Here is a 19970-nt window from a genome sequence, read left to right as displayed (position 1 = left end):
TTAGACCGATGGCACGGATGAAATTTCTCTGTGATGCGGACCGTTGCATCGACTGCAACGCCTGCGTGACCGCCTGCAAGAACGAGAACGAGGTGCCCTGGGGCATCAACCGGCGCCGCGTCGTCACCATCAATGACGGCAAGCCCGGCGAGCGGTCGGTGTCGATGGCCTGCATGCATTGCACCGATGCGCCCTGCGCGTCGGTATGCCCGGTCAAATGTATCTATCCGACCGAAGACGGCATCGTCCTGCACAACAAGGATCAGTGCATCGGCTGCGGCTATTGCTTCTACGCCTGTCCGTTCGGCGCGCCGCAATATCCGCAGGTCGGGAATTTCGGCTCGCGCGGCAAGATGGACAAGTGCACCTATTGCGCCGGCGGCGGCGGACCCGAGGCGCCCGGCAGTGCCGAGGAGTATGCCAAGTATGGCTCGAACCGCTTCGGCGAAGGCAAGCTGCCGATGTGCGCCGAGATGTGTTCGACCAAGTCGCTGCTCGCAGGCGATGGCGACATCATCGCGCAACTCTACGAGGAGCGCGTCGAGAAACGCGGCTACGGCTCAGGGGCCTGGGGCTGGACGACCGCCTATCATGAGGACGTCAAGTCATAAGAGGACTTGCGCTTGCGGACGATCGAAGCGCGACGACCAAGGACGAAGATTGGGTATCCGTCATGACGGCTTTCGCACGCATTCGCACCGCAGCGCTGTTGTTGATGCTGTTCGGCCTCACGGCAGCCCCGGCGCTGGCCCAGAAGCTCGGGCCTGACGGGGCGCCCAACCCGACCGCCAGTGTCACCAACCAGAAGACGCTGCTCGAGCGGGCGCCGCGCATCCAGGGCCGGATCGACATTCCCGATGTCAAAGCCAGCGTGTTGATGCAGCCGATGGGGCGGACCTGGGATTATTTTCACGAGGTGCTGCTGCACTGGGGTGGAGCGGCGGTGATCGTCGGCACGGTTGCGATCCTCGCGCTGGCCTATCTGGTGATGGGCCGGCTCCGCATCGAGGCAGGGCGCTCCGGCCAGACCATCGTCCGCTTCAAGGCATTCGAGCGGTTCGCGCATTGGCTGACGGCCGTTTCGTTCGTGTTGCTCGGATTGACCGGCCTGAACATCACCTTCGGCAAGATCCTGCTACGGCCGCTCGTCGGCCCGGACCTGTTCTCCGACATCTCCGAGATCGCCAAGTACGTGCACAATTTCACGAGTTTTGCTTTTGTGACCGGGCTCGCGCTGATCACGGTGCTTTTCTTCCGGGACAATATCTTCAGGCGCGTCGATATCGACTGGGTCAAGCAGGGTGGCGGCTTCATCAAGTCGAAGCATGCGCCCGCGGGACGGTTCAATCTCGGTGAGAAGATGGTCTATTGGCTGTCGGTTGGCGCCGGCATCGCGGTATCGGCATCGGGATTCGTGCTGTTGTTTCCCTTCTACGGCACCAATATTGCGGACATGCAGATCGCCCAGGTCGCGCACGCCATCATCGCGGTTCTTTTCATCGCGTTGATCCTGGGACACATCTATATCGGCACCCTCGGCATGGAAGGCGCGTTCGAAGCGATGGGGACCGGTGAGGTCGACATCAATTGGGCGCGCGAGCATCACGACCGCTGGCTCGCCGAAAAGCTCGAAGCGGAAGGCCGGCGGGCATCGGCCACGCCGGCTGAATGAGCTAAAGGATAACCCTCGGGATCAGTTGGAGCGGCCGTCCGGCTCTCGCTTCCCGTCCCGGTCACGCAGGTAATCGTCCGTTGTGCGGACGGTCGGGCCAGGTGCGCCGTAAGATTCAAAACCTTGTTCGGCGACGAAGCCGACGCGGCAGTCGGCGCACATTTTGATGGCGTCGAGCCGTTGCGCCGCGCCCGAATACATCCAGTGCTGGCCTTCGAGCTTTGCCACGACGCGCTCGATGCTGCTCTTGACGCCGAACGGCTTGCTGCAGCGGATGCAGCAGAACGGCTCCTCCTCCTTGAGAACCCGGGTTGGCGCCCGGCTGGCGCGGAAGTCGATTTGCGGAACCAGCGTGATGACCTTCTCCGGACACGTCGTGCGGCACAGACCGCACTGAACGCAGGAGTCTTCGACAAAACGCAATGCCGGGCGATCGGGGTCGTCGCGCAGGGCACTCGTCGGACAGACCGACACACAAGACAGGCAAAGCGTGCAGCCTGCGGTATCGACCTCGACGGCGCCGAACGGTGCCCCCTCGGGTAACGGAATCACATCGACGGGCACAGGTGCCGCGCGGTGCAGTTCGGCCAGCGCAAAACGAAGCACGTCGCGTTTGCGGCCCACCGGGCGGAAGCTTGCGGGGTGCGGAGCCGGCGCGCCGGCCGGCGCCGTGCGGAGCGCCTCGATCAGGCGGTCCGGATCGTCGGTCGCGATGACCGAAAGGCGGTCCGGGCCGAAGCCGAGGCCGGCAAGAATCGGATCGGCCAGCGCGATCGTCCGCGTCAACCCGGAGACGTCATGGCGCGGCTTGGCTCGCAGCAGGAAGTGCACCGCCGACGCGCCATAGGCAAACGCCGCGGCGATGCTCTCCAACCCGATTTGCGTGACCTCGTTGACGGAAAACGGCACCACATTCGCGGGCAAGCCGTCGCCGAACCGTGCCAGCGCGTCGATCAGAGGCGAACCGTGGGCCTCGTCATGCACCAGTATGACGGCCCGCTCACCGCCCGCGCGATGATACGCAAGCAGCATCGTTCGCAGCTTCCTGATCAGCGCGTCTTCCGGCGGCAGCGCATAGGACGCGGCGCCGGTCGGACAAGCCGTGGCGCATTGACCGCAGCCCTCGCAGATACTGGCATCGATCGCGACATGATTGCCGGCGGGCGTGATCGCGCCGGCGGGACAGACATCGAGACAGCGCGTGCAGCCGGTCTGCTTCGAGCGCGAGTGAGCGCAAAGCCCGGCGTCAAACGTGATATAACGTGGCTTCTCGAAAGTTCCGACGAGGTCGCGCGCCTTCAGCACGGCCTGGAGAATGGATGAGCGATGGCCGGGATCGGCGCGCAGATAACCATCGCGCATATCGCCGGAGATCAGCGCTGGCCCGCCGGTCAAGTCGAGGACGATATCGCAGCTCGAACGCGCGTTGTTACGCGATGGACCGAATGTCAGGGCTCGGCGCGAGGACGGGGCCGCTTCGGCGAAATCATCGACCACGATGTCGAACGCGCCCAGATGGCCTTTGACGCTGCTGACCCGGCCTTTGGCAATTGGATAGTCGGCGCTACGAGGCGGCGCCAGCGCGGCCGGCGGCGCGATCAGCACGGTGACGTCGAGATGCTCCTTCAGCAAATCGCCGGCCTCGACCGCGGCCTCGTCGCGGCCGTAGATCAGGATGATCCCGCCGCTTTCCAGCTGGACCATCGGCGTAGGCGGGGCGGCTTCGGCCGCGGCGGCCAGCAGCGCGGCCATTTTCGGCCCCGCGCGATCGGCCTCGCCGGACCATCCGGCAGTCTCGCGGATGTTGGCAAACTGTATCGAATTCGCACGATTATTTTCGGTCGCCACCTGCGAGAACAGTCCCGCCTGCTGTGTGCAGGCGACCGTGAGCAGACCATCTTCAGCCGCAACAGCCTTGAATCGGCCGAGTTCGGCGCCGCAGAGCTGTGTCGCTGCCGTCACTTCACCGCGACAGCCGCGGCGAATCGCGTCTGTGTCGAGCGGCATCGTGCCTTCGCATGAGCAGATCAGGAGGCGCCTGCCGGCGTCAGATATGACGGTCACAATATCTCGCTAATCCCAAAACAGAGCGGCCCCTACTGGCCCGTTCATCGCTTGAGTATATACTGTTGGTACCGGAAAAGACGACGCCCGTATCATGGACGCACGATTCCCGCCGTCGGGAGGCGCGAGCTTCGCTGGACGGGCATCGAAAGCGGAACTGCAGCCCGATCTCGAGAGGATAGATTGATATCGACAAGTCTCGCGCGCATCGCCGTCGGTGTCGCAATCGAACGACGCAAAGCGAAGAGTGCGTGGGCCGACTTTCTATGGCGGCCCGTGTCGGTCTTTGCCGGGGAGCCGGCTGCGAAACCATGGACGCCGATTGGTGGCGAAGGCGAGGCCATGCTGTTCTACGCCGGCGATGCCGTGATCGAACTGCATCGCACCGAGACCACCAACTATCGCGAGAACCTGACGTCGGGCTCGCCCACTCTGTGGGTCAATCTGCGCCCCACCGGCTCCGAACCGCCTTATGAACTGCTCGCTGTCACGGCCGATCCGGCAGAGGGCGAGGCGTTTACCGATGCGGGCAGCAACCTGATAGAAACGGTGCCGATGCCGGCCAGTATCTCCGAGATCATCGGTCGTTTCATTGCCGAGCACCATGTCGAGCGGCCATTCGTCAAACGGCAGCGCAATCGTTAGCAACCCCAGCGCGGGACACGAGACAGAACAGTGCCAGACAACAACGTCTTTCTCCGCTGGGCGCGTCTCAAGCAGGCGTCGAAACGCGCTGAAGTCGAAGCCGACCAGGCCGACGTCACGCAAGCCGCCGAGCCGTCGGCCGGGGATCTTCCGTCCGAATGCTCCTTCGATGTCGCCAGCCTGCCGTCGATCGAGTCGATCGCCGCTCACACGGATATCGCCGCGTTCCTCAACACTGGCGTCCCGACTGAATTGACCCGCGCGGCATTGCGCCGGGCCTGGGCAACCGATCCAGCCATTCGCGACTTCATCGGGATCGCGGAGAACCAGTGGGATTTCAATGACCCCGATGCGATTCCGGGCTTCGGTCCGCTCGATCCGACGGACAATGTCGCCGATGATCTGGTCGAGCGGGTTACGAAGGGCCTGGAGCGAGCCCAGGCCGCCCTTGCGGACGCGCCGCCGCCGGGCGATCCGGTTCGGCAAGGCCTCGTCAATTCGGAACAGCGGGCCCTGGAACCAGCGACCTCTGCCGTTCGATCGTTACCCGATGATGCCGTGATATCAGCGACCGACGACCGGGATGCAGTCGAGCAGCCTGACGTTCTCGCTACACCAGCCTTGCCCTTTCAGCAAGCACGACGTCATGGCGGTGCATTGCCGCGCTAGCAGCCTCAGGAATCGCTCCAGTGCGCACTGTCGATGAATTCGACCTCGCCCGATCGCAGGAATACGCGCTGCTGGCGACGCTGCTTGTGCGTAGCCCGGATGCGGATCTGCTGGACCGCATCTCCAGCTTGCGCGGAGATGCCAGCCCGTTGGGTCTGGCTCACATGGCGCTGGCGGACGCTGCGCGCCGGACGGATGCGCAGGCCGCCTCGCGCGAGTTCTTTGCCCTCTTTGCAGGATTGGGCAAGGGCGCACTGCTGCCTTATGCCTCCCACTATCTGTCCGATACATTGTATGGCCGTCCGCTGGCGCGCTTGCGGGACACCTTGCGGGGCCTCGGCCTGGAAAGGGCGCCGGAGCAGATCGAACCCGAAGATCACGCGGGATTCATCTGCGAGGTCATGGCAGGTTTCACCGGGGGAGCCATCGCAGTGCAAGCGGACGCCGAGAGGATGTTCTTTGAAGAGCATGTCTCACGCTGGATGGGCCGCTTTTTTGCCGATCTCGAGCGGGCGGGTTCGGCGGGCTTCTACGCGGCCGTCGGCATGGTCGGGCGGACGTTCATCGATATCGAGGTGAAGGCTTTCGCACTTCCGGCCTGAACACGGTGTTTTGTACGAGAGATGCACACATCAGGTGCTAGGTTTGCAGTGTAAGGGATCGACAACATGCGCTCTTTCATAATTGCTTGTCTGTTCGCCGCAATGGTCGCGGTCGGCGCAGCCGCTATCCTTGACAATTTCGTGCAGGAATCAGCGAAAACCGCGTTTGCGGAGCCAAGTGCCCGCGTTTAACGGCACAGGTGTTTATTGAGATGTGTTCTCCCCGTGCTGTTTTCTGCACGGGCGAAGTAGGAGATTTTCATGCGCCGGTTTCTGATCGCTTCCGTCGTCGTTCTGGGCCTGGTCGTCGCTGCTTCCACGATCTTTAGAGGGCAGCCTCGCACGGCCGAGCTCTCCGCCGCGGCGATGCCGTCTTTGGTCGAGCTGCACACCATGGCGGGCGTGCATCGGCTTCCCGACCAGGATATCGACGATCAATCGCTAATCTTCCCCGCACAGGCCAAGAAATAAGCGCAGCCGGTCAGGCTGAGCGTTTGACCGCGACTTCATCAACCGCGGCAAGATCCAGCCGCCCCAGCATCGCCCTCGCCTGCTCGGCGCAGTGCTCGATCAGCCAGCGCTCGAACGCGACGGGTGCGAGCGCGGGTGCGTAGAGGAAGCCCTGGACGACGTCGCAGCCGAGCTCGGCCAGCACCTTGCGCTGTCCCTCGGTTTCGACGCCTTCGGCGACGACGGTCATGCCGAGGCCCTGGCCGACCCGCACCACGGCGGTGGCGATAGCGAGAGCGCCGGCATCTTTCTCGATGTCGCGCATGAAACTGCGGTCGATCTTCAATTCACGGATCGGCAGATGGGCGAGACGGCTGAGGCTGGAATAGCCGGTGCCGAAATCGTCCACGGAGAGCCCGACGCCGAGTGCGCGGATCGCGTTCATGGTCTCGAGCGCAGCGACGCTGTCCCGCATGAAAGCGCCTTCGGTGATCTCCAGCATCAGGGCATCCGCCGGCAGTTCGTATTCGGCGAGGATGTCCTTGAGCCGGGCGGCCAACGTGACGTTGCGGAAATTGATCGGTGATAGATTCACCGAGACGCTGGGAATGTTGAGGCCGGCGCGACGCCAGCTCGCCATCTGGCGGCAGGCCTCGCGCACCGACCACAGGCCGATCTGCTCGATCAGGCCGCATTCTTCCGCGAGCGGAATGAACTTTGCCGGCGAGACGTCGCCGAGCACCGCATCGTGCCAGCGCGCCAGCGCTTCGACGCCGTGGATGGCGCCGTCGCAGCTGCGGATCTGCGGCTGGTAGCTGAGGGTCAGCGCTCCTTCCGCGATCGCGCGGCGCAGCGCCGCGATCAGCGCCAGCCGCTGCTCGGTGAGCCCATTCATCTCGGCGCTGAACAGGCGGTGGGTCGAACGTCCCGCCTGCTTGGCCATGTACATGGCCGCGTCGGCCTGCTGCATCAGCATGTCGATGTCGGTGGCATGGTCGGGATAGAGGCTGATGCCGATGCTGGCCGACATCTGCATCAGCTTGGATCCGAGCCGTAAGGGCGCAGCCAGCGCCTCGGTAATGCCGGCCGCGACGCGCTCCGCACTCTCGGCGTTACGTTGCGGCAGCAGGATGACGAACTCGTCGCCGCCGAGCCGGCCCAGCATGTCCTCCGGGCCGATCTGCTCGCGCAGGCGCTGAGCGAGCTGGACCAGCAGCTCGTCGCCGGCGGCGTGACCGAGCGTGTCGTTGACGTCCTTGAAATGATCGACGTCGAGGAATGCCAGCGCGACATGGCTGCCGGTCGGACAGGCGTCGATCGCCGTGGTGATCAGGTTGCGGAGCTGCGCGCGGTTCGGCAGGCCGGTGAGGATGTCGTGATAGGCGAGCCGCGCGATCTCGGCGCGCGCCTCCTTGCGCTCGATCGCGAACGCGCCGAGGCTGACGCAGGCCTCGACGATGCGGCGGTGCCAATTGCTCGGCGCACGGGGCTCGCGATAGTAGAAGGCGAAGGTCGCGATGACGCGGCCGTCCTTGGCCTTGACCGGGGTCGACCAGCAGGCGCGCAGGCCAACCCCGAGCGGCATCGCCTTGTAGGGCTGCCAGCGCGGATCGGTGTCGAGATCTTCAGCCAGAACCGGCTCGCCATAGAAGGCGGCCGTGCCGCAGGAGCCGACGTTGGGGCCGATCGCGATGCCGTCCAATGCGCGGGAATAATCCTCGGGCAGGCTGGGGCCGCCGAGCGGATGGATCAGGCCCGCGGCATCGACGTGAAGCAGCGAGCAGACGACATCGGGCGCGATCTCCTCGACACGCCGGCATAGCCTGTCGGCGATGTCAGTGATCGGGACCTCGTCGGCGAGCGCGCCCATGATGAGCTGCTGGAGCGAGCGCAGCTGCTTGGTCTCGGTGATGTCATCGAGCAGCGCGAAGATATGCTTGACCCGGCCCTTCCTGTCCCGGAAAGCGTCAATCCGGGCGCAGACCCAGATCTCCTCGCCGTCCTTGTTGTAGACGAGCGTTTCGATCTCGCCGCGCCGGCCGCCGGTCATCAGGCGCTTGAAGAGCTTTGCGACGGCCTTGCGATCGGTGTGGCGGCCGGCGATGAGTTCGCCCGCGCTGCGTCCCTCGGCCTCTTCGCCGGTGTGACCGAATAGCGCCGTGAACGCCGAATTGACGTAGACGATGTTCTGCTCGACGTCGGTGATGATCACCGCGCGGTTGGTCTGGTCGGCGACCGCGTTGAGAAGTCCGATCCTGACGCGGCGTTCCGCATCAAGGGATACGTCGCGCGCGAACACGATCTGATGGGTTGCGCCGCCGATCGTCGCTGACGACATTGCGACATGCGCCCTGATGCGGCTGCCATCGCGGCGCACGAGGCTGATCTCGTCGCGGAATTCGCTGACGGAATCGTCCTGAAGGAATTTGAGCGTAAGAAGCCCAGCGTCGCGACCGAGCACCTCGGCGCGGGCGAGCTTCCAGATCTGCTCCGCAGCCGCGTTGAAATGCGTGATGCGGTGGTTGTCATCGATAATGACGATGCCGTCGTCGGCGCATTCGAGCGCGGCGCGCAGCACGTCCGGAATTTCTGTCACTGGACACTGGGAGGCGGACATCGTTTGATCCGGCAGTATCGGGAAAATACGGCAATCGACCCGACGCTAACGCTCCGATAGTGTCCAAGACGTTTTGGCAACCGCCTCGCGCCGCCACAAGATGCGGCATGCTTAACATTTCGCGAAAGCGGCAAAGGTATCTTGATGCGCTCGGAACCTATTCCGCAGCTGGCTTCAGCTTGTGCAGCCGCCCCGCCACCGCCCGCACCTTGCCCGGTGATGCCTGCCAGACCGACAACGCCGACAATCCGCTGACGAACATGGCGATGGCGAAGGCGAGCGTGTAGTCGCCGGTGCGATCGTAGAGCAAGCCCGTGAGCCACGGGCCCGCCGCGCCGCCCGCCAATGCCGCCAGCATGATCATGCCGAAAATGCTGCCCTGGTGCTTGCCCTGGAAAATCTCGAACACCACCGCGCCCATGATCGAGGTGAGGCCGTAGCCGAGCGCGCCTTGCGTGAACACCATGACGTAGACCAGCCACAGCGACGGCTGGAATTTCAACGCGATCAGCGCCGCAAAGCAGATCGCAAAGCCGGTGCAACTGATCGCCCACACCAACTCCCGTCCGATCCGGTCGGAGACATGGCCGAGCAGGATCTGACCGGGAATGCCGAGCAGGCTGACGGTGCCGAGCGCCCACACCGCGACGCCCGGGCTGAAACCGATGTCGAGCAGGAATTTGGTCTGGTGCACCTGCACCGCGTACCAGATGTACAGACCGGAGAAATAGCCGAGCGCGATCCACCAGAACCGCGCGGTCGCCACCGCCCGCTTGAGCGTCCACTCGGTGCGGACCCAGTCGGGATCGACGATGTTGGAGACGGTCTGCGCCGCACCTGTGGCGGGCGCGGCGTCGCCGTCCGGCTGCAGCCCGATATCCTCGGGGCGCTTGTGCAGGAACAAATTGATCGGCGCCAGCACGATCAGGATCAGCAGGCCCATCGCGGTGCAGGCGGTGCGCCAGCCGGTCTGTTCGATCATGTGCTGCGCCCAGGGCAGCAGCGTCACCGAGCCGATGCCGACGCCCGCAAACGCGATGCCGATGGCGAAGCCGCGCTTGCGGATGAACCAGTTCGGCAGGAACTGCGACTGGCCGGAATAGCCGAGACACACGCTGCCGGCGCCGACCATGACGCCGATGGTGACATAGAGATGCCAGGGCTCGGTCGTGAGCGGTGCCAGTAGCAGCCCGCCGCCCATCAGCGCGACGCCGAGCTCCATCACCGCGCGCGGACCGGCGCGATCCATCAGGCGACCAATCAGCGGGCTCGCGACGCCCGAGGCCACGAAGCCGAAGGAGAACGCGCCCGCGGTGATGCCGCGTTCCCAGCCGAACTCGGAGATGATCGGCGGAAAGAACAGAGAGAAGGCGGTGCGCGCATTGACGCCGATGGCCATGGTGACGAAGGTCACCGCGACCACGACCCAGCCGTAGAAGAACGGAAGACGCATGGCGTGCTTGATTCATCCCTAGACGATCCTACCGACCATCCGGAGGTGCCTGGGTCAAGCGATTTTCGCTGATCTTCCCTGGGCTAAAGCGCTCAGGCTGCGTCGCGCTGCGAGGGCCGCGCGGCCGCGTCGAACGCGATCTGGTCGACCGGCTGCGGACGTCCGAACAGATAGCCTTGCGCGAAATTGACGCCGAGCGCGGTCAGGCGTTCGAACTCCTCGCGCGTCTCGACGCCTTCGGCGGTGACCGACATGTCGAGGCCGCGCGCCAGCGTCACGATCGAGGCGATGATGGCGGACGAACGCGGCTGATGCGTGAGGTTACGGATGAACGATTTGTCGATCTTGATCTTGTCGAACGGGAAGGCAGTCAGATAGCTGAGCGAGGAATAGCCGGTGCCGAAATCGTCGAGCGCGAGCTCGATACCGAGCTGCTTCAGCCGTTCCATGAAGGCGAGGTTCTCGACACCGCGCTCCAGCAGCACCGATTCGGTGATCTCGATCTCCAGCCGCTGCGGTGGCAGGCCGGAATCGGCGAGCGCGGCCGAGATCATCTCGAACAGCTCGGCTTCCTTGAACTGGATCGGCGACAGGTTCACGGCGACCATGAGATTGGAAGGCCACGCCGCCGCGTCCGCGCAGGCGCGCCGCAGCACGAACTCGCCGAGCGGCACGATCAGCCCGGTCTCCTCGGCGAGCGGAATGAACTGATCGGGCGGGATCAGGCCGCGCGTCGGATGCCGCCAGCGCACCAGCGCCTCGAAGCCGCGCCGCTCGCTGCCGATCGCATCGACGAACGGCTGGTAGTGCACCTCGAGCTGGCAGCGCGCGATGGCGTCGCGAAGATCCCCTTCGAGCGTGCTGCGCGCCTCGAGCTCTGCCGACATCGCCTCGTCGTAGACGGTGTAACAGTTGCGGCCGGCCGATTTCGAGCGGTAGAGCGCAAGGTCCGCCTTCTTGAGCAGCTGCTCCTGATCGACGCCATGGTCGGGCGCAATCGCAATGCCGATGCTGGTGCCGATCTCGACGCGATGTCCGGGCAGCAGGAACGGCTCGGCGACGAGCTTGGCGATCCGCCCGGCGAGCTCGGCTGCGCCGTCGCGCTGATCCTCGCAGGCTTCCTGGATGATGGCGAACTCGTCGCCGCCGAGCCGCGCCAGCACGTCGCTGGCGCGCAGCGCGGCTTTCAATCGCTGCGCCACCTGGCGCAGCAGCACGTCGCCAGCGCCGTGACCGAGCGAGTCGTTGACGTTCTTGAAGCGGTCGAGGTCGAGCATCAGGATCGAGAAGGTCGAACCCGACATGTCGAGCTGGCCCTTGAGCTCATCGAGCCGGGCGAGAAAGAACGCGCGGTTCGGCAGGCCCGTCAGGATGTCGGTCTGCGCGAGCTCGAGCACGCGGCGGTTCGCCAGCGACAGCCGCCGGGAGTTGCGGCTCGCGAGCATCAGATAGGTCGACAGCGACAGCGTCAGCAGCATGCCGACGATGAGGACCGCGGCGGCGCGGTCATAGGCCGTCTCCAGCGCGCCGCCGGCGGTCGGCACGGCGCGCACCTGCCAGTCGGTGTCGCCGATCTTGAGATTGCCCGACCAGTGCAGCGCCCGCGCGACGTCGCGCATCGATTGCGGCGCTGTGGCGGCCGACGAAAAGTCCGGCAGCATCTCCTCGAGGCTGACGATCTGCCCCGTGAAGGGCGGGTAGACGTTCACGCTGACCGCGGGGCTTGCACCGGTGGTCGCACGAATCGACTGGATCAGCAGCGGCAGGTCGAAGATGCCGACGACGAAGCCGGCGAGGTTGCGGCGGCGATCGGCAACCGTCTCGCGCGAGGTGCCCTTGGCATAGACGGGAATGGCAACGAGGACGTCGGGCAGCCGGCCGCCATCCTTCGCTGCGTACAGGTGTGTGCGGATGGCCGCGACGCGGTCGTTGTCGCGGGCGCGTTCCAGCGCCGCGCGACGATCCGGAACGGTCGCGTAGTCCATGCCGTAAACCGACGACGTCTTCGGCTGGGTCGAGTAGAACACCGGGAAATATTCGTCGCCTTGCGGCGCGACCACGAAGGCGTCGCCTTGAAGCGACTTGATGCGATAGCCCGATATGCCGTCCGCGATCGCGGCGGCCTCGTATTCGGCGCGTTCCTTGCGGTTGACGCGCGGCAGCCAGGCGATGCGCAGCATGCCGGGATGCCGCTCGAACAGGCGGGCGCTGAAGGTCTCGAACTCGCTGCGGGTGATTTCCTCGTTGGTGGATTCGAACAGCGTGCGCAGCGCGACGAGCCGGGAAATGTATTCGCCCATGCCATTCTGCATGACGATCGCTTCGGTCTCGGCCGCGTTCTCGAACTCGAGCCTGTTGACGCGGTCTTCCCACCGCGCAACCGCGGCGGCGCCCAGCACCGAGAACAGAAGGCCCAGAGCAATCGCGATCAGCGCGGGACGGTACAGCCCGAGCAGCGGCGCAGCACGCCACCATCCGGTCTTCCGTTTCCGATCCTGATCGTTCCGATCGCGACCGCCCATCTTGATCCGCAAGTCCCCTCGACATCCCCATCGACGCGGCGGCACGAACTTCTGGTTGAGCCGCCGAAACCACTATCGGACAAGGAACGGGGTTAAGAACTGCACAATTTCGGAACCGGGGAGTTCCGCATTGGCGCGGCGTAGTTAACGATTGCCCTGCATATCGCGTCAGCGTGGACATATTCTGCCGGTTTTCCCCGAAGTCATACGGAGTGCCGTCACGCCAGGGGTTAGCGAGCTGTTCAGGGCGGCCGGACTATCGTCTGGAATAGAATTTTCCTGATCCGGCAAGCATTCCTCATGACACGCTCGCGATCCGCGACATGCCTCGCCCTGACCATCGGATGGCTGGCAGCAAGCCTGCTGCCTGCGAAGGGCGACGAGGCCGGGGTCAGCGACGATGCGATCCTGTTCGGCCAGGCTGCCGCGCTCGAAGGCCCCTCCTCCGCGCTCGGGCAGCGGATGCGACAGGGCATCGTCGCCGCGTTCACCGAGATCAACCAGAAGGGCGGCGTCTACGGCCGCAAGCTCCAGCTCATCAGCCGTGATGACGGCTATGATCCCGATCGTTCGGTGGCGCAGACGTTGCGGCTGATCGAGGACGACAAGGTGTTCGCGCTGATCGGCGCGGTGGGCACCCCGACCGCGATCGCGACGATTCCGATTACCAGCGCGAGGAACGTTCCCTTCATCGGCCCGTTCAGCGGCGCCGAATTTCTGCGCGACCTCGAGCTCCCCAATGTCGTCAACATCCGCGCCAGCTACGGCGCCGAGGCCGAGGCCTGGGTCAAGCACCTCACCGAGGATCGCAAGTTCACCCGCATCGGCATCTTCTACCAGGACGATTCGTTCGGGCGCGACGGCCTTGCCGGCGTCAAGCGCGCGCTCGCCAAGCGCGGCCTGGAGCTTGCCGCCGAAGGCACCTTCGAGCGCAACACCCGCGCCGTCGCCTCGGCTTGGCGCATGATCAAGCGCGCCGATCCCGAGGCCATCGTCATGGTCGGGACCTATGGTCCCTGCGCCGAGTTCATCAAGCTCGCGCACCGCAGTGGCGCCTATCCGACCTTCGTCAACATCTCCTTCGTCGGCGCCAACGCGCTCGCCCAGGAGCTCGGTCCCGAGGGCGAAGGCGTCATCGTTTCGCAAGTGGTGCCGTCTCCCTGGGACCGCTCGCTCAAACTCGTCGCCGACTACCAGGCGGCGCAGAAGGCGTTCGATCCGGCACTGACGCCGGATTTCGTGTCGCTCGAAGGCTATCTCTCCGGTCGCCTCGCGGCCGCAGCGCTCGAAAAAGCCGGACCGCGGCCAACGCGCGCGAGCCTGCTCCGCGCCATCAACGATGTCGGCCGCTTCGATATCAGCGGCAGCGTCGTCACCGTCGGCGTACGCGCGATCGACACGCCGCCCAAGGTGTTCTTGACGGTGATCCAGAAGGACGGGACCTTCAAGGCGATCGACCGGCTTTAGGGTCGCCGTGTCCACTGCTCGGCGTTGACGGCTCCTTGCGGGACCTCGCCTCTCACGATCGCTTCCACTTGGCGGACGGTTTCCAGCGACTGGTATTCGATAGCCTGCGGCGTCAGTCCGCCGACATGCGGTGTCGCAACGACGTTGGGCAGTCTTGCAAGCTCGGGACTCGGCATCTGGTCTGGCGCACGGCCGACATCCATCGCGGCGCCGGCGATGCGGCCCTCGCGCAGCGCGCGGGCCAGCGCGGCCTCGTCGACGAGATTGCCGCGGGAGAGGTTGATGAAGACCGCATGCCTCTGCATGCGCGCCAGCGCCGCCTCGCCGATCAGGTTCTCGGTCTGCTCATTGGCGATGGCGAGACAGACGACATAGTCCGACGCGGCGAGGAGATCGTCGAGGCTGACATGCCGGATGGCGCTGTCGTTGACGTCGGCGAAGGGATCGGCGACCAGCACCTCCATGCGCATCACCTTGGCGATCTCGGCAAGATAACGCCCGATGCTGCCATAGCCGATGATGCCGATCTTGCTGCCGGCGAGCTGGCGGCCCATCCGCGCCTCGGGCTTGCGGCCGGCCTGGTAGTCGGCCGTCGTTCGCGACACGCCGCGGGACAGATCGACCATGAAACCGACCGCGAGCTCGGCGACGGCCTGCACGAAGCCGGGGCCGGCGCGGGTCACGAGCACGCCGGCCGCCGAGGCCGCATCGACATTGACGTTGCGGATGTCGACGGCGCAGCGGACGAAGGCGGAGAGGCGCGGCAGTTGCGCGAAGATCTCGCCGCGGCCTTCCGTCATGCGATCGGCGACGATGATGTCGACATCTTTCGCGGCACGCACGAGGCTGGCCGCGTCCAGGGTCTCATCGCTCTCGTGCAGGATCACCTCGGCAACCGCGCGAAGGCCGTTCAGGCTGCGGTCGCCGTAATAATTGCGCCGCATCTCCGGCGTGTGCGCAAGCAGGACTTTCACGACAAGACTCCGTCAGTAGCCGAATGCCCGCGGCAGCGCAGTCGAGAGCCATGGCACGAAGGCGATGACAAGCAGGCAGAGGAGCAGCAGGCCAAGATAGCCGATGATCGGCTTCACCGTCTGCTCGATCGGCACATTGCCGATCAGGCAGGCACCGTAGAGCCCGAGCCCGAGCGGCGGCGCGAACAGGCCGATGCCCATCGCGATGACCAATACGACGCCGAAATGCAGCGGATCGACGCCGAGCTGCACCGCCACCGGCAACAGCAACGGCCCGAAGATGATCAGCGCGGCCGCGCCCTCCAGCACCGAGCCCATCACGATCAGCACCACGATCGCGAGCAGGATGAACAACCAGACTCCGCTCGTCTTGGAGAGCCCCAGCATGAAATCGCCGACCGCATGCGGCACCTGCTGCAAGGTCAGCGTGAAGGCCAACGATTGCGCGGCGGCGACGATGAACAGCACGAGCCCCGCGCGCGTCGCGGCCTGCACGAAACTATGCGTGGCCGATTTGAAGCTGAGCTCGCGGAACACCAGGCTGCCGACGATGAGCGCATAGGCCACGGCGAAGGCGGAAATTTCCGTGGCCGTGGCGAAGCCGCTCTTGAAGCCGAAGAAGATCATGAAGATCAGGCCGAACGCGGCGATCGCGCCGCTCCACAGGCCCGACACCGGCGCCTGCGGCTCGATATCCTCTGCCTCCGCCGGCGGCTTGCCGAAGATGATGGACACGGCGATCAGCACCAGCGCCATCAGCGCCGCCGGCAGCAGCCCCGCCATGAACAGGCCGCCGATCGACAGGTTCGCGACGAAGCCCAAAATGATAAGGTTGATGCAGGGCGGAATGGTCTCCGCCATCACCGCGGATGCCGCCAGCAGCGCCACCGCGCCGCCTGGGTTCTGTTTCGAGCGCCGCGCGGCCGGGATCAGCACGGAGCCGACCGCGGCAACGTCCGCCATCTTGGAGCCCGAGATGCCGGAGAACAGCACCATCGAGGCCACCATCACGACGTTGAGGCCGCCGCGCATGCGCCCGACCGCGCGCTGCAACAGCTCGATCAGGCGCACCGACATGCCGTTGGCTTCCATGAGGTAGCCGACGAGGATGAAGAAGGGGATGGCCAGCAGCACGAAATTGTCGATGCCGCGCGCCATCTGCTGGGCAAAGATTACGCCGGGCAGCGCGCCCTCGACCCAGATGAAGACCAGCGCGGCCAACGCCAGCGCAAAGCCGATCGGCAACCCGCCGAACAGCGTTGCGAAGAAGCCGATCAGCATCAGCGTGCCCGCCGATGGCACTGAAGACGGCGACAGATAATCCCAGACAAGATAAAGCCCGGTGACGATGGCGATCGCGACGAGGCCCCTGACGATGTCGGGCAGCGGCCGCGCGCAGAGCTGGTCGATCGCGAACACCGTCATGAACAGAGCGCCGAGGCCCATCGGATAGAAGGTCAATTCCAGCGGCAGGCCGGAGCCGGTGGTCTGGCCTGCCGTGAGCGAGCCGAGCTTGATGGCATTATAGGCGACATAGCCCGAGATCAGCACGATCAGCAGGCTGCTTGCGGCATCGACCAGTGTGCGCAGTGCCAGCGGCAGTAGATCGCGAAAGAAGGACACGCCGACATTCTCGCCGCGCGCGAGCGCGCTCGCCGCGCCGAAGAAGGCCGAGCCGACCATCAATCCGCGCGCGACGTCGTCCGACCATTCGACCGGCGCGTTGAAGCAGAAGCGCAGCAGCACGGAGGCGCAGACGACCACGAGATCGGCGGCCAGCAGAATGGCCGCGATCGCGTCGCTGAGGCGAAGCAACAGGGTGATGCCCCCGCGGCGTTCGCCCGAGAGAGACACGGCGCTTGCCATCGCCATATTAAGCCTGCGTCGCGCGGATGATGTCGATGACGGCCTTGGAGTCCGGCCGCGCCTTGATGAAGTTCTCGTGCTGCGGCGCCACGCGCTTCTTGAAGGCTTCACGGTCGCATTCGGCGACCGTCACACCCTTCTCGCTCAAGGCCGCCAGCGCCTCCTTCTCGACTGCAAGCCCGTGGGCCCGGGTGTCCGCCGCAGCCTTCTTTGCGGCATCGAGGAAACCCTCACGCAGCTTGGGATCCATGCGATTGTAGGTCATGTCGCTGAAATAGATCGCGAGCGGCGAGAAATTGTGCTGCGTCAGCGCGTAGAACTTTGCCGTCTCGAAGAACTTGCTGGCGAGGATGGTCGGCGGATCGTGCTCGAGGCCATCGAGCACGCCGGCCTGCAGCGCCGTGTAGATCTCGCCGAAGGCCAGCGGCGTTGCGGCCGCGCCCATCAGGCGCAGGCATTCGGTGATGACGGGGTTGGGCAGCGTGCGGATCTTGAGGCCGGCGAGATCTTCCGGCGTCTTCACCGGCTTTTTCGCCAGCACGCTTCGCGAGCCGAAATTATAGGCCCAGGCGATGATGCGGATATTGCCGCCCTTGAGCAGCGCGTCCTCGATCGGCTTGGCTGCACCTGATTCGAACGCCTTGGTCTGCTGCGGGAAGCTCGAGAACAGGAAGCCGAGGTCGAAGGTGCCGACCAGCGGCACCAGATTGGCCGAGATCGACGAGCCCGATACCATGAGGTCGATGACGCCGAGCTTCACCGAATTGATGACGTCGATCTCCTGGCCGAGCTGGTTGTCCGGGAAAAACGCAACCTCGACCTGCTCGCCGAGCCCGTTGCCCTTCAAATTCTTGACGAGGTTGTCGTAGTAGACGCGGCCGTTGGCGTATTTGGGATCATTCGGCAGCGAGGAGGAGCATTTCAGCTTCAAGGTCGCAGCTTGGGCGCGGCCAATGATGGCGGGAGAGAGCACGAGGCCGGTGGTGACCACCGCCGATGACTTGATGAACGCGCGTCGGTTGACGGGCACGATGGTCATGGTGCGGTCTCTCCCCGATATTTTTGTTTACGGCTGCGAGCGTTGCGTGCCGCCTGTTGCCTTCGACTGTATGGCCAAAGCAACGGCACAGGCAAGGGACGCGACCAGGGAAGCCGCAATCGCGCGAACGGCCCGCGCGTCAGCGCAGACCGTGGGGGAACGCCTGCTTTTTTAGGTGTTTTCGATCATTCCGCGCGGCAGCGACCAAGCCTGCCATGCAAGATTGAGGCGGATCAATCCAATTCAGGTATGGATCAATGCCGAACGCAGATCGATCGGCCCGCAGCAAAAGAGCTGCGGGATCGGGTCCCGCAGCTCTCATGTTCGAACAACATCGTAACGTCAGCGCGAATGTGCGCCGCTGAGCTGGCCGCTTGCGGATGCGACATCGCGGGAGGGCCGCAGCGCATAGGCGCCGTCGCCGAGCAGGGCCTGTGCCGCGAGCGCGATCGCCCAGAAGGCGGGGAATTCCCAGCCGCCCTTCGGATTGGTGAAGAAGAAGCCGGCGGCGCCATGCACCGAGAAGATCGCGCCGAGCAGGATGGGAATGCCGGCCAGTGCCGCATAGCGGGTCCAGACGCCGAGGATCAGAGCGAACCCGCTCAGCACTTCGACCGTCATGATGAGATAGGCGAACTCGGGCGGGAAGCCGAGGCTGCCGAAGAACTTTGCGGTGCCGGCGGGCGTGAACACGAACAGCTTCAGGCTGGCATGGGCCAGGAACAGCGCGCCCAGTGTGACGCGCAGCACCAGCGCGGCGTAGGGAGCGGTACGGGAATCGATCATGGCAGTCTCCTTTGCAGTGCAACATGATCTATTCTCATTCCGACGATAATCTGCTATTCTGAAAATATACTTCACACCCATAGAGTGAAATGGATGCTCGACCGGCTGACCAGCCTGGAAGTCTTCGCCAAGGTGGCGGCGAGCGCCAGCCTGTCCGGCGCAGCCCGGGCGATGGGCCTGTCGCAGACCATGGTCACCAAGCATGTCGCTGCGCTGGAGGCGCGGCTCGGCACAAAGCTGTTCCACCGGACCACGCGGCGGCTGTCGATTACCGACGCCGGCCGGCTCTATCTGGAATCCTCCGAGCGGATCCTCGCCGACATGGAAACGGCCGATGCCGCCGTCGCGCGCGAGCGGGTCGAGCCGCGCGGGTTGCTGCGGGTCAATGTCCCCGTCGTGTTCGGCACACGGCAGATCGCGCCGCTCATGGCGGAGTTTCTGGACCAGCATCCCGAGGTCACCGTCGAGCTCGGCCTCAACGACCGTCTCGTCGATCTCGCCGAGGAAGGCTGGGACCTCGCAATCCGGATCGGCAAGCTGCGCGACTCCAGCATGGTGGCGCGAAAGCTCGCACCGAACCGCCTCGTTGTCTGTGCCGCGCCCTCATATCTCAGGAAGCACGGCACGCCGCGCAGCGTGGCCGACCTCGCCGCACATAATTGTCTCGGCTATACGCTGACACAGCAAGGCAGCGCGGCGGAATGGCCGTTCGGCGCCGATGGCGAGATCCGCATCCGGATCAACGGCACCTTGCGCGCCAACAATGGCGATGCGCTGCGCGCCGCGACGCTGGCGGGTCTCGGCCTGTCGCGGCAGCCGACCTTCATCATCGCCGACGATTTGCGCGCAGGCACGCTGGTCGCGCTGCCGCTCGACCAGCCCGAGGTCCGGACATCGGCGGTGCATGCCGTCTACCTGCCCGATCGCCGGCCGCCGGCAAAGGTGCGCGCCTTCATCGACTTTCTCGCCGCGCGCTTCGCGCCCGATCCGCCCTGGGATCGCGGACTGTTCTGACGGCCCGCGGTCTGACGCGCCAGCTCCGGCAGTTCCGCTGCCCCATTTTGCCGCAGCTCGCAGCGTGAGCTAGCGCACAGACAGATACGTGGCGGCGACCTACAAAACGTGACAGCATCGCGCCTATTGC

At 65.0% G+C, this 19970-nt stretch carries 16 protein-coding genes; 8 read left to right on the top strand and 8 right to left on the bottom strand.

Going from position 1 to position 19970, the window contains the following annotated elements; translation table 11 throughout:
- The first annotated feature begins 8 nt into the window (after nt 1–8).
- Nucleotides 9–611, top strand: a complete 603-nt coding sequence (gene fdh3B / locus HYH08_RS13365) for a formate dehydrogenase FDH3 subunit beta (protein WP_220010268.1) — start codon at nt 9–11, stop codon at nt 609–611.
- A 62-nt stretch (nt 612–673) separates the two neighbouring features.
- Nucleotides 674–1672, top strand: a complete 999-nt coding sequence (locus HYH08_RS13360; RefSeq protein WP_220010267.1) for a formate dehydrogenase subunit gamma — start codon at nt 674–676, stop codon at nt 1670–1672.
- A gap of 21 nt (nt 1673–1693) precedes the next feature.
- On the opposite strand, the gene HYH08_RS13355 is transcribed toward HYH08_RS13360, so the two are convergent.
- The gene (locus HYH08_RS13355) at nt 1694–3679 is read right to left on the bottom strand and encodes a 4Fe-4S binding protein (RefSeq protein ID WP_220010266.1); all 1986 of its coding nucleotides are present in this window, start codon (nt 3677–3679) and stop codon (nt 1694–1696) included.
- Nucleotides 3680–3919: 240 nt separating this feature from the next.
- Here HYH08_RS13355 and HYH08_RS13350 point away from each other — a divergent pair, with 240 nt between their 5' ends.
- The 4 genes from HYH08_RS13350 to HYH08_RS13335 all read left to right on the top strand — a co-directional run bounded on the left by HYH08_RS13350 (nt 3920) and on the right by HYH08_RS13335 (nt 6123).
- Nucleotides 3920–4381: a DUF3305 domain-containing protein gene (locus HYH08_RS13350; protein WP_220010265.1), complete on the top strand. Its 462-nt coding sequence runs from the start codon at nt 3920–3922 to the stop codon at nt 4379–4381.
- A 30-nt stretch (nt 4382–4411) separates the two neighbouring features.
- Nucleotides 4412–5050, top strand: a complete 639-nt coding sequence (locus HYH08_RS13345; RefSeq protein WP_220010264.1) for a DUF3306 domain-containing protein — start codon at nt 4412–4414, stop codon at nt 5048–5050.
- A gap of 20 nt (nt 5051–5070) precedes the next feature.
- Nucleotides 5071–5652 (top strand): TorD/DmsD family molecular chaperone, encoded by a 582-nt coding sequence (locus HYH08_RS13340; protein WP_220010263.1) that lies wholly within the window; start codon nt 5071–5073, stop codon nt 5650–5652.
- Between the two features lie 261 nt (nt 5653–5913).
- The gene (locus HYH08_RS13335) at nt 5914–6123 is read left to right on the top strand and encodes a hypothetical protein (RefSeq protein ID WP_220010262.1); all 210 of its coding nucleotides are present in this window, start codon (nt 5914–5916) and stop codon (nt 6121–6123) included.
- A gap of 10 nt (nt 6124–6133) precedes the next feature.
- Here the strand turns inward: HYH08_RS13335 and HYH08_RS13330 are convergent, their stop codons facing one another.
- The 3 genes from HYH08_RS13330 to HYH08_RS13320 all read right to left on the bottom strand — a co-directional run bounded on the left by HYH08_RS13330 (nt 6134) and on the right by HYH08_RS13320 (nt 12694).
- A complete protein-coding gene (locus HYH08_RS13330; RefSeq protein WP_220010261.1) occupies nt 6134–8719 on the bottom strand; it encodes an EAL domain-containing protein in 2586 nt (861 codons plus the stop codon).
- Between the two features lie 157 nt (nt 8720–8876).
- Nucleotides 8877–10172: an MFS transporter gene (locus tag HYH08_RS13325; protein ID WP_220010260.1), complete on the bottom strand. Its 1296-nt coding sequence runs from the start codon at nt 10170–10172 to the stop codon at nt 8877–8879.
- 92 nt (nt 10173–10264) lie between these two features.
- Complete coding sequence (locus tag HYH08_RS13320; protein WP_220010414.1) at nt 10265–12694, bottom strand: putative bifunctional diguanylate cyclase/phosphodiesterase; 2430 nt, start codon at nt 12692–12694, stop codon at nt 10265–10267.
- 300 nt (nt 12695–12994) lie between these two features.
- Between HYH08_RS13320 and HYH08_RS13315 the strand changes: the two genes are divergently transcribed.
- Entirely contained in the window at nt 12995–14161 is a 1167-nt protein-coding gene (locus HYH08_RS13315) for an ABC transporter substrate-binding protein (protein WP_220010259.1), read from the top strand.
- Here the strand turns inward: HYH08_RS13315 and HYH08_RS13310 are convergent.
- The 4 genes from HYH08_RS13310 to HYH08_RS13295 form a co-directional block, all read right to left on the bottom strand.
- Complete coding sequence (locus HYH08_RS13310) at nt 14158–15135, bottom strand: hydroxyacid dehydrogenase (protein WP_220010258.1); 978 nt, start codon at nt 15133–15135, stop codon at nt 14158–14160. The genes HYH08_RS13315 and HYH08_RS13310 overlap by 4 nt on opposite strands.
- Before the next feature lie 12 nt (nt 15136–15147).
- A complete protein-coding gene (locus HYH08_RS13305) occupies nt 15148–17001 on the bottom strand; it encodes a TRAP transporter large permease (RefSeq protein ID WP_502788014.1) in 1854 nt (617 codons plus the stop codon).
- Nucleotides 17002–17008: 7 nt separating this feature from the next.
- Nucleotides 17009–18040, bottom strand: a complete 1032-nt coding sequence (locus tag HYH08_RS13300) for a TRAP transporter substrate-binding protein (RefSeq protein WP_220010256.1) — start codon at nt 18038–18040, stop codon at nt 17009–17011.
- 342 nt (nt 18041–18382) lie between these two features.
- On the bottom strand, nt 18383–18826 hold the full coding sequence (locus HYH08_RS13295) for a DoxX family protein (protein WP_220010255.1): 444 nt from the start codon (nt 18824–18826) through the stop codon (nt 18383–18385).
- A 93-nt stretch (nt 18827–18919) separates the two neighbouring features.
- Between HYH08_RS13295 and HYH08_RS13290 the strand changes: the two genes are divergently transcribed.
- Entirely contained in the window at nt 18920–19840 is a 921-nt protein-coding gene (locus HYH08_RS13290) for a LysR family transcriptional regulator (protein WP_220010254.1), read from the top strand.
- Nucleotides 19841–19970: the final 130 nt, after the last annotated feature.

The sequence above is a fragment of the Bradyrhizobium sp. BR 10289 genome (assembly GCF_019455385.1).
Classification (GTDB): Bacteria; Pseudomonadota; Alphaproteobacteria; order Rhizobiales; family Xanthobacteraceae; genus Bradyrhizobium.
This window is presented reverse-complemented; position numbering and strand designations above follow the sequence as displayed.

Bases quoted from the DNA above. Each gene is read 5' to 3' on its own strand.
- fdh3B (WP_220010268.1), top strand. From the start codon at position 9: ATGGCACGGATGAAATTTCTCTGTGATGCGGACCGTTGCATCGACTGC.
- HYH08_RS13360 (WP_220010267.1), top strand. From the start codon at position 674: ATGACGGCTTTCGCACGCATTCGCACCGCAGCGCTGTTGTTGATGCTG.
- HYH08_RS13355 (WP_220010266.1), bottom strand. From the start codon at position 3,679: ATGCCGCTCGACACAGACGCGATTCGCCGCGGCTGTCGCGGTGAAGTG.
- HYH08_RS13335 (WP_220010262.1), top strand. From the start codon at position 5,914: ATGCGCCGGTTTCTGATCGCTTCCGTCGTCGTTCTGGGCCTGGTCGTC.
- HYH08_RS13330 (WP_220010261.1), bottom strand. From the start codon at position 8,719: ATGTCCGCCTCCCAGTGTCCAGTGACAGAAATTCCGGACGTGCTGCGC.
- HYH08_RS13325 (WP_220010260.1), bottom strand. From the start codon at position 10,172: ATGCGTCTTCCGTTCTTCTACGGCTGGGTCGTGGTCGCGGTGACCTTC.
- HYH08_RS13320 (WP_220010414.1), bottom strand. From the start codon at position 12,694: ATGGGCGGTCGCGATCGGAACGATCAGGATCGGAAACGGAAGACCGGA.
- HYH08_RS13315 (WP_220010259.1), top strand. From the start codon at position 12,995: ATGACACGCTCGCGATCCGCGACATGCCTCGCCCTGACCATCGGATGG.
- HYH08_RS13305 (WP_502788014.1), bottom strand. From the start codon at position 17,001: ATGGCAAGCGCCGTGTCTCTCTCGGGCGAACGCCGCGGGGGCATCACC.
- HYH08_RS13300 (WP_220010256.1), bottom strand. From the start codon at position 18,040: ATGACCATCGTGCCCGTCAACCGACGCGCGTTCATCAAGTCATCGGCG.
- HYH08_RS13295 (WP_220010255.1), bottom strand. From the start codon at position 18,826: ATGATCGATTCCCGTACCGCTCCCTACGCCGCGCTGGTGCTGCGCGTC.
- HYH08_RS13290 (WP_220010254.1), top strand. From the start codon at position 18,920: ATGCTCGACCGGCTGACCAGCCTGGAAGTCTTCGCCAAGGTGGCGGCG.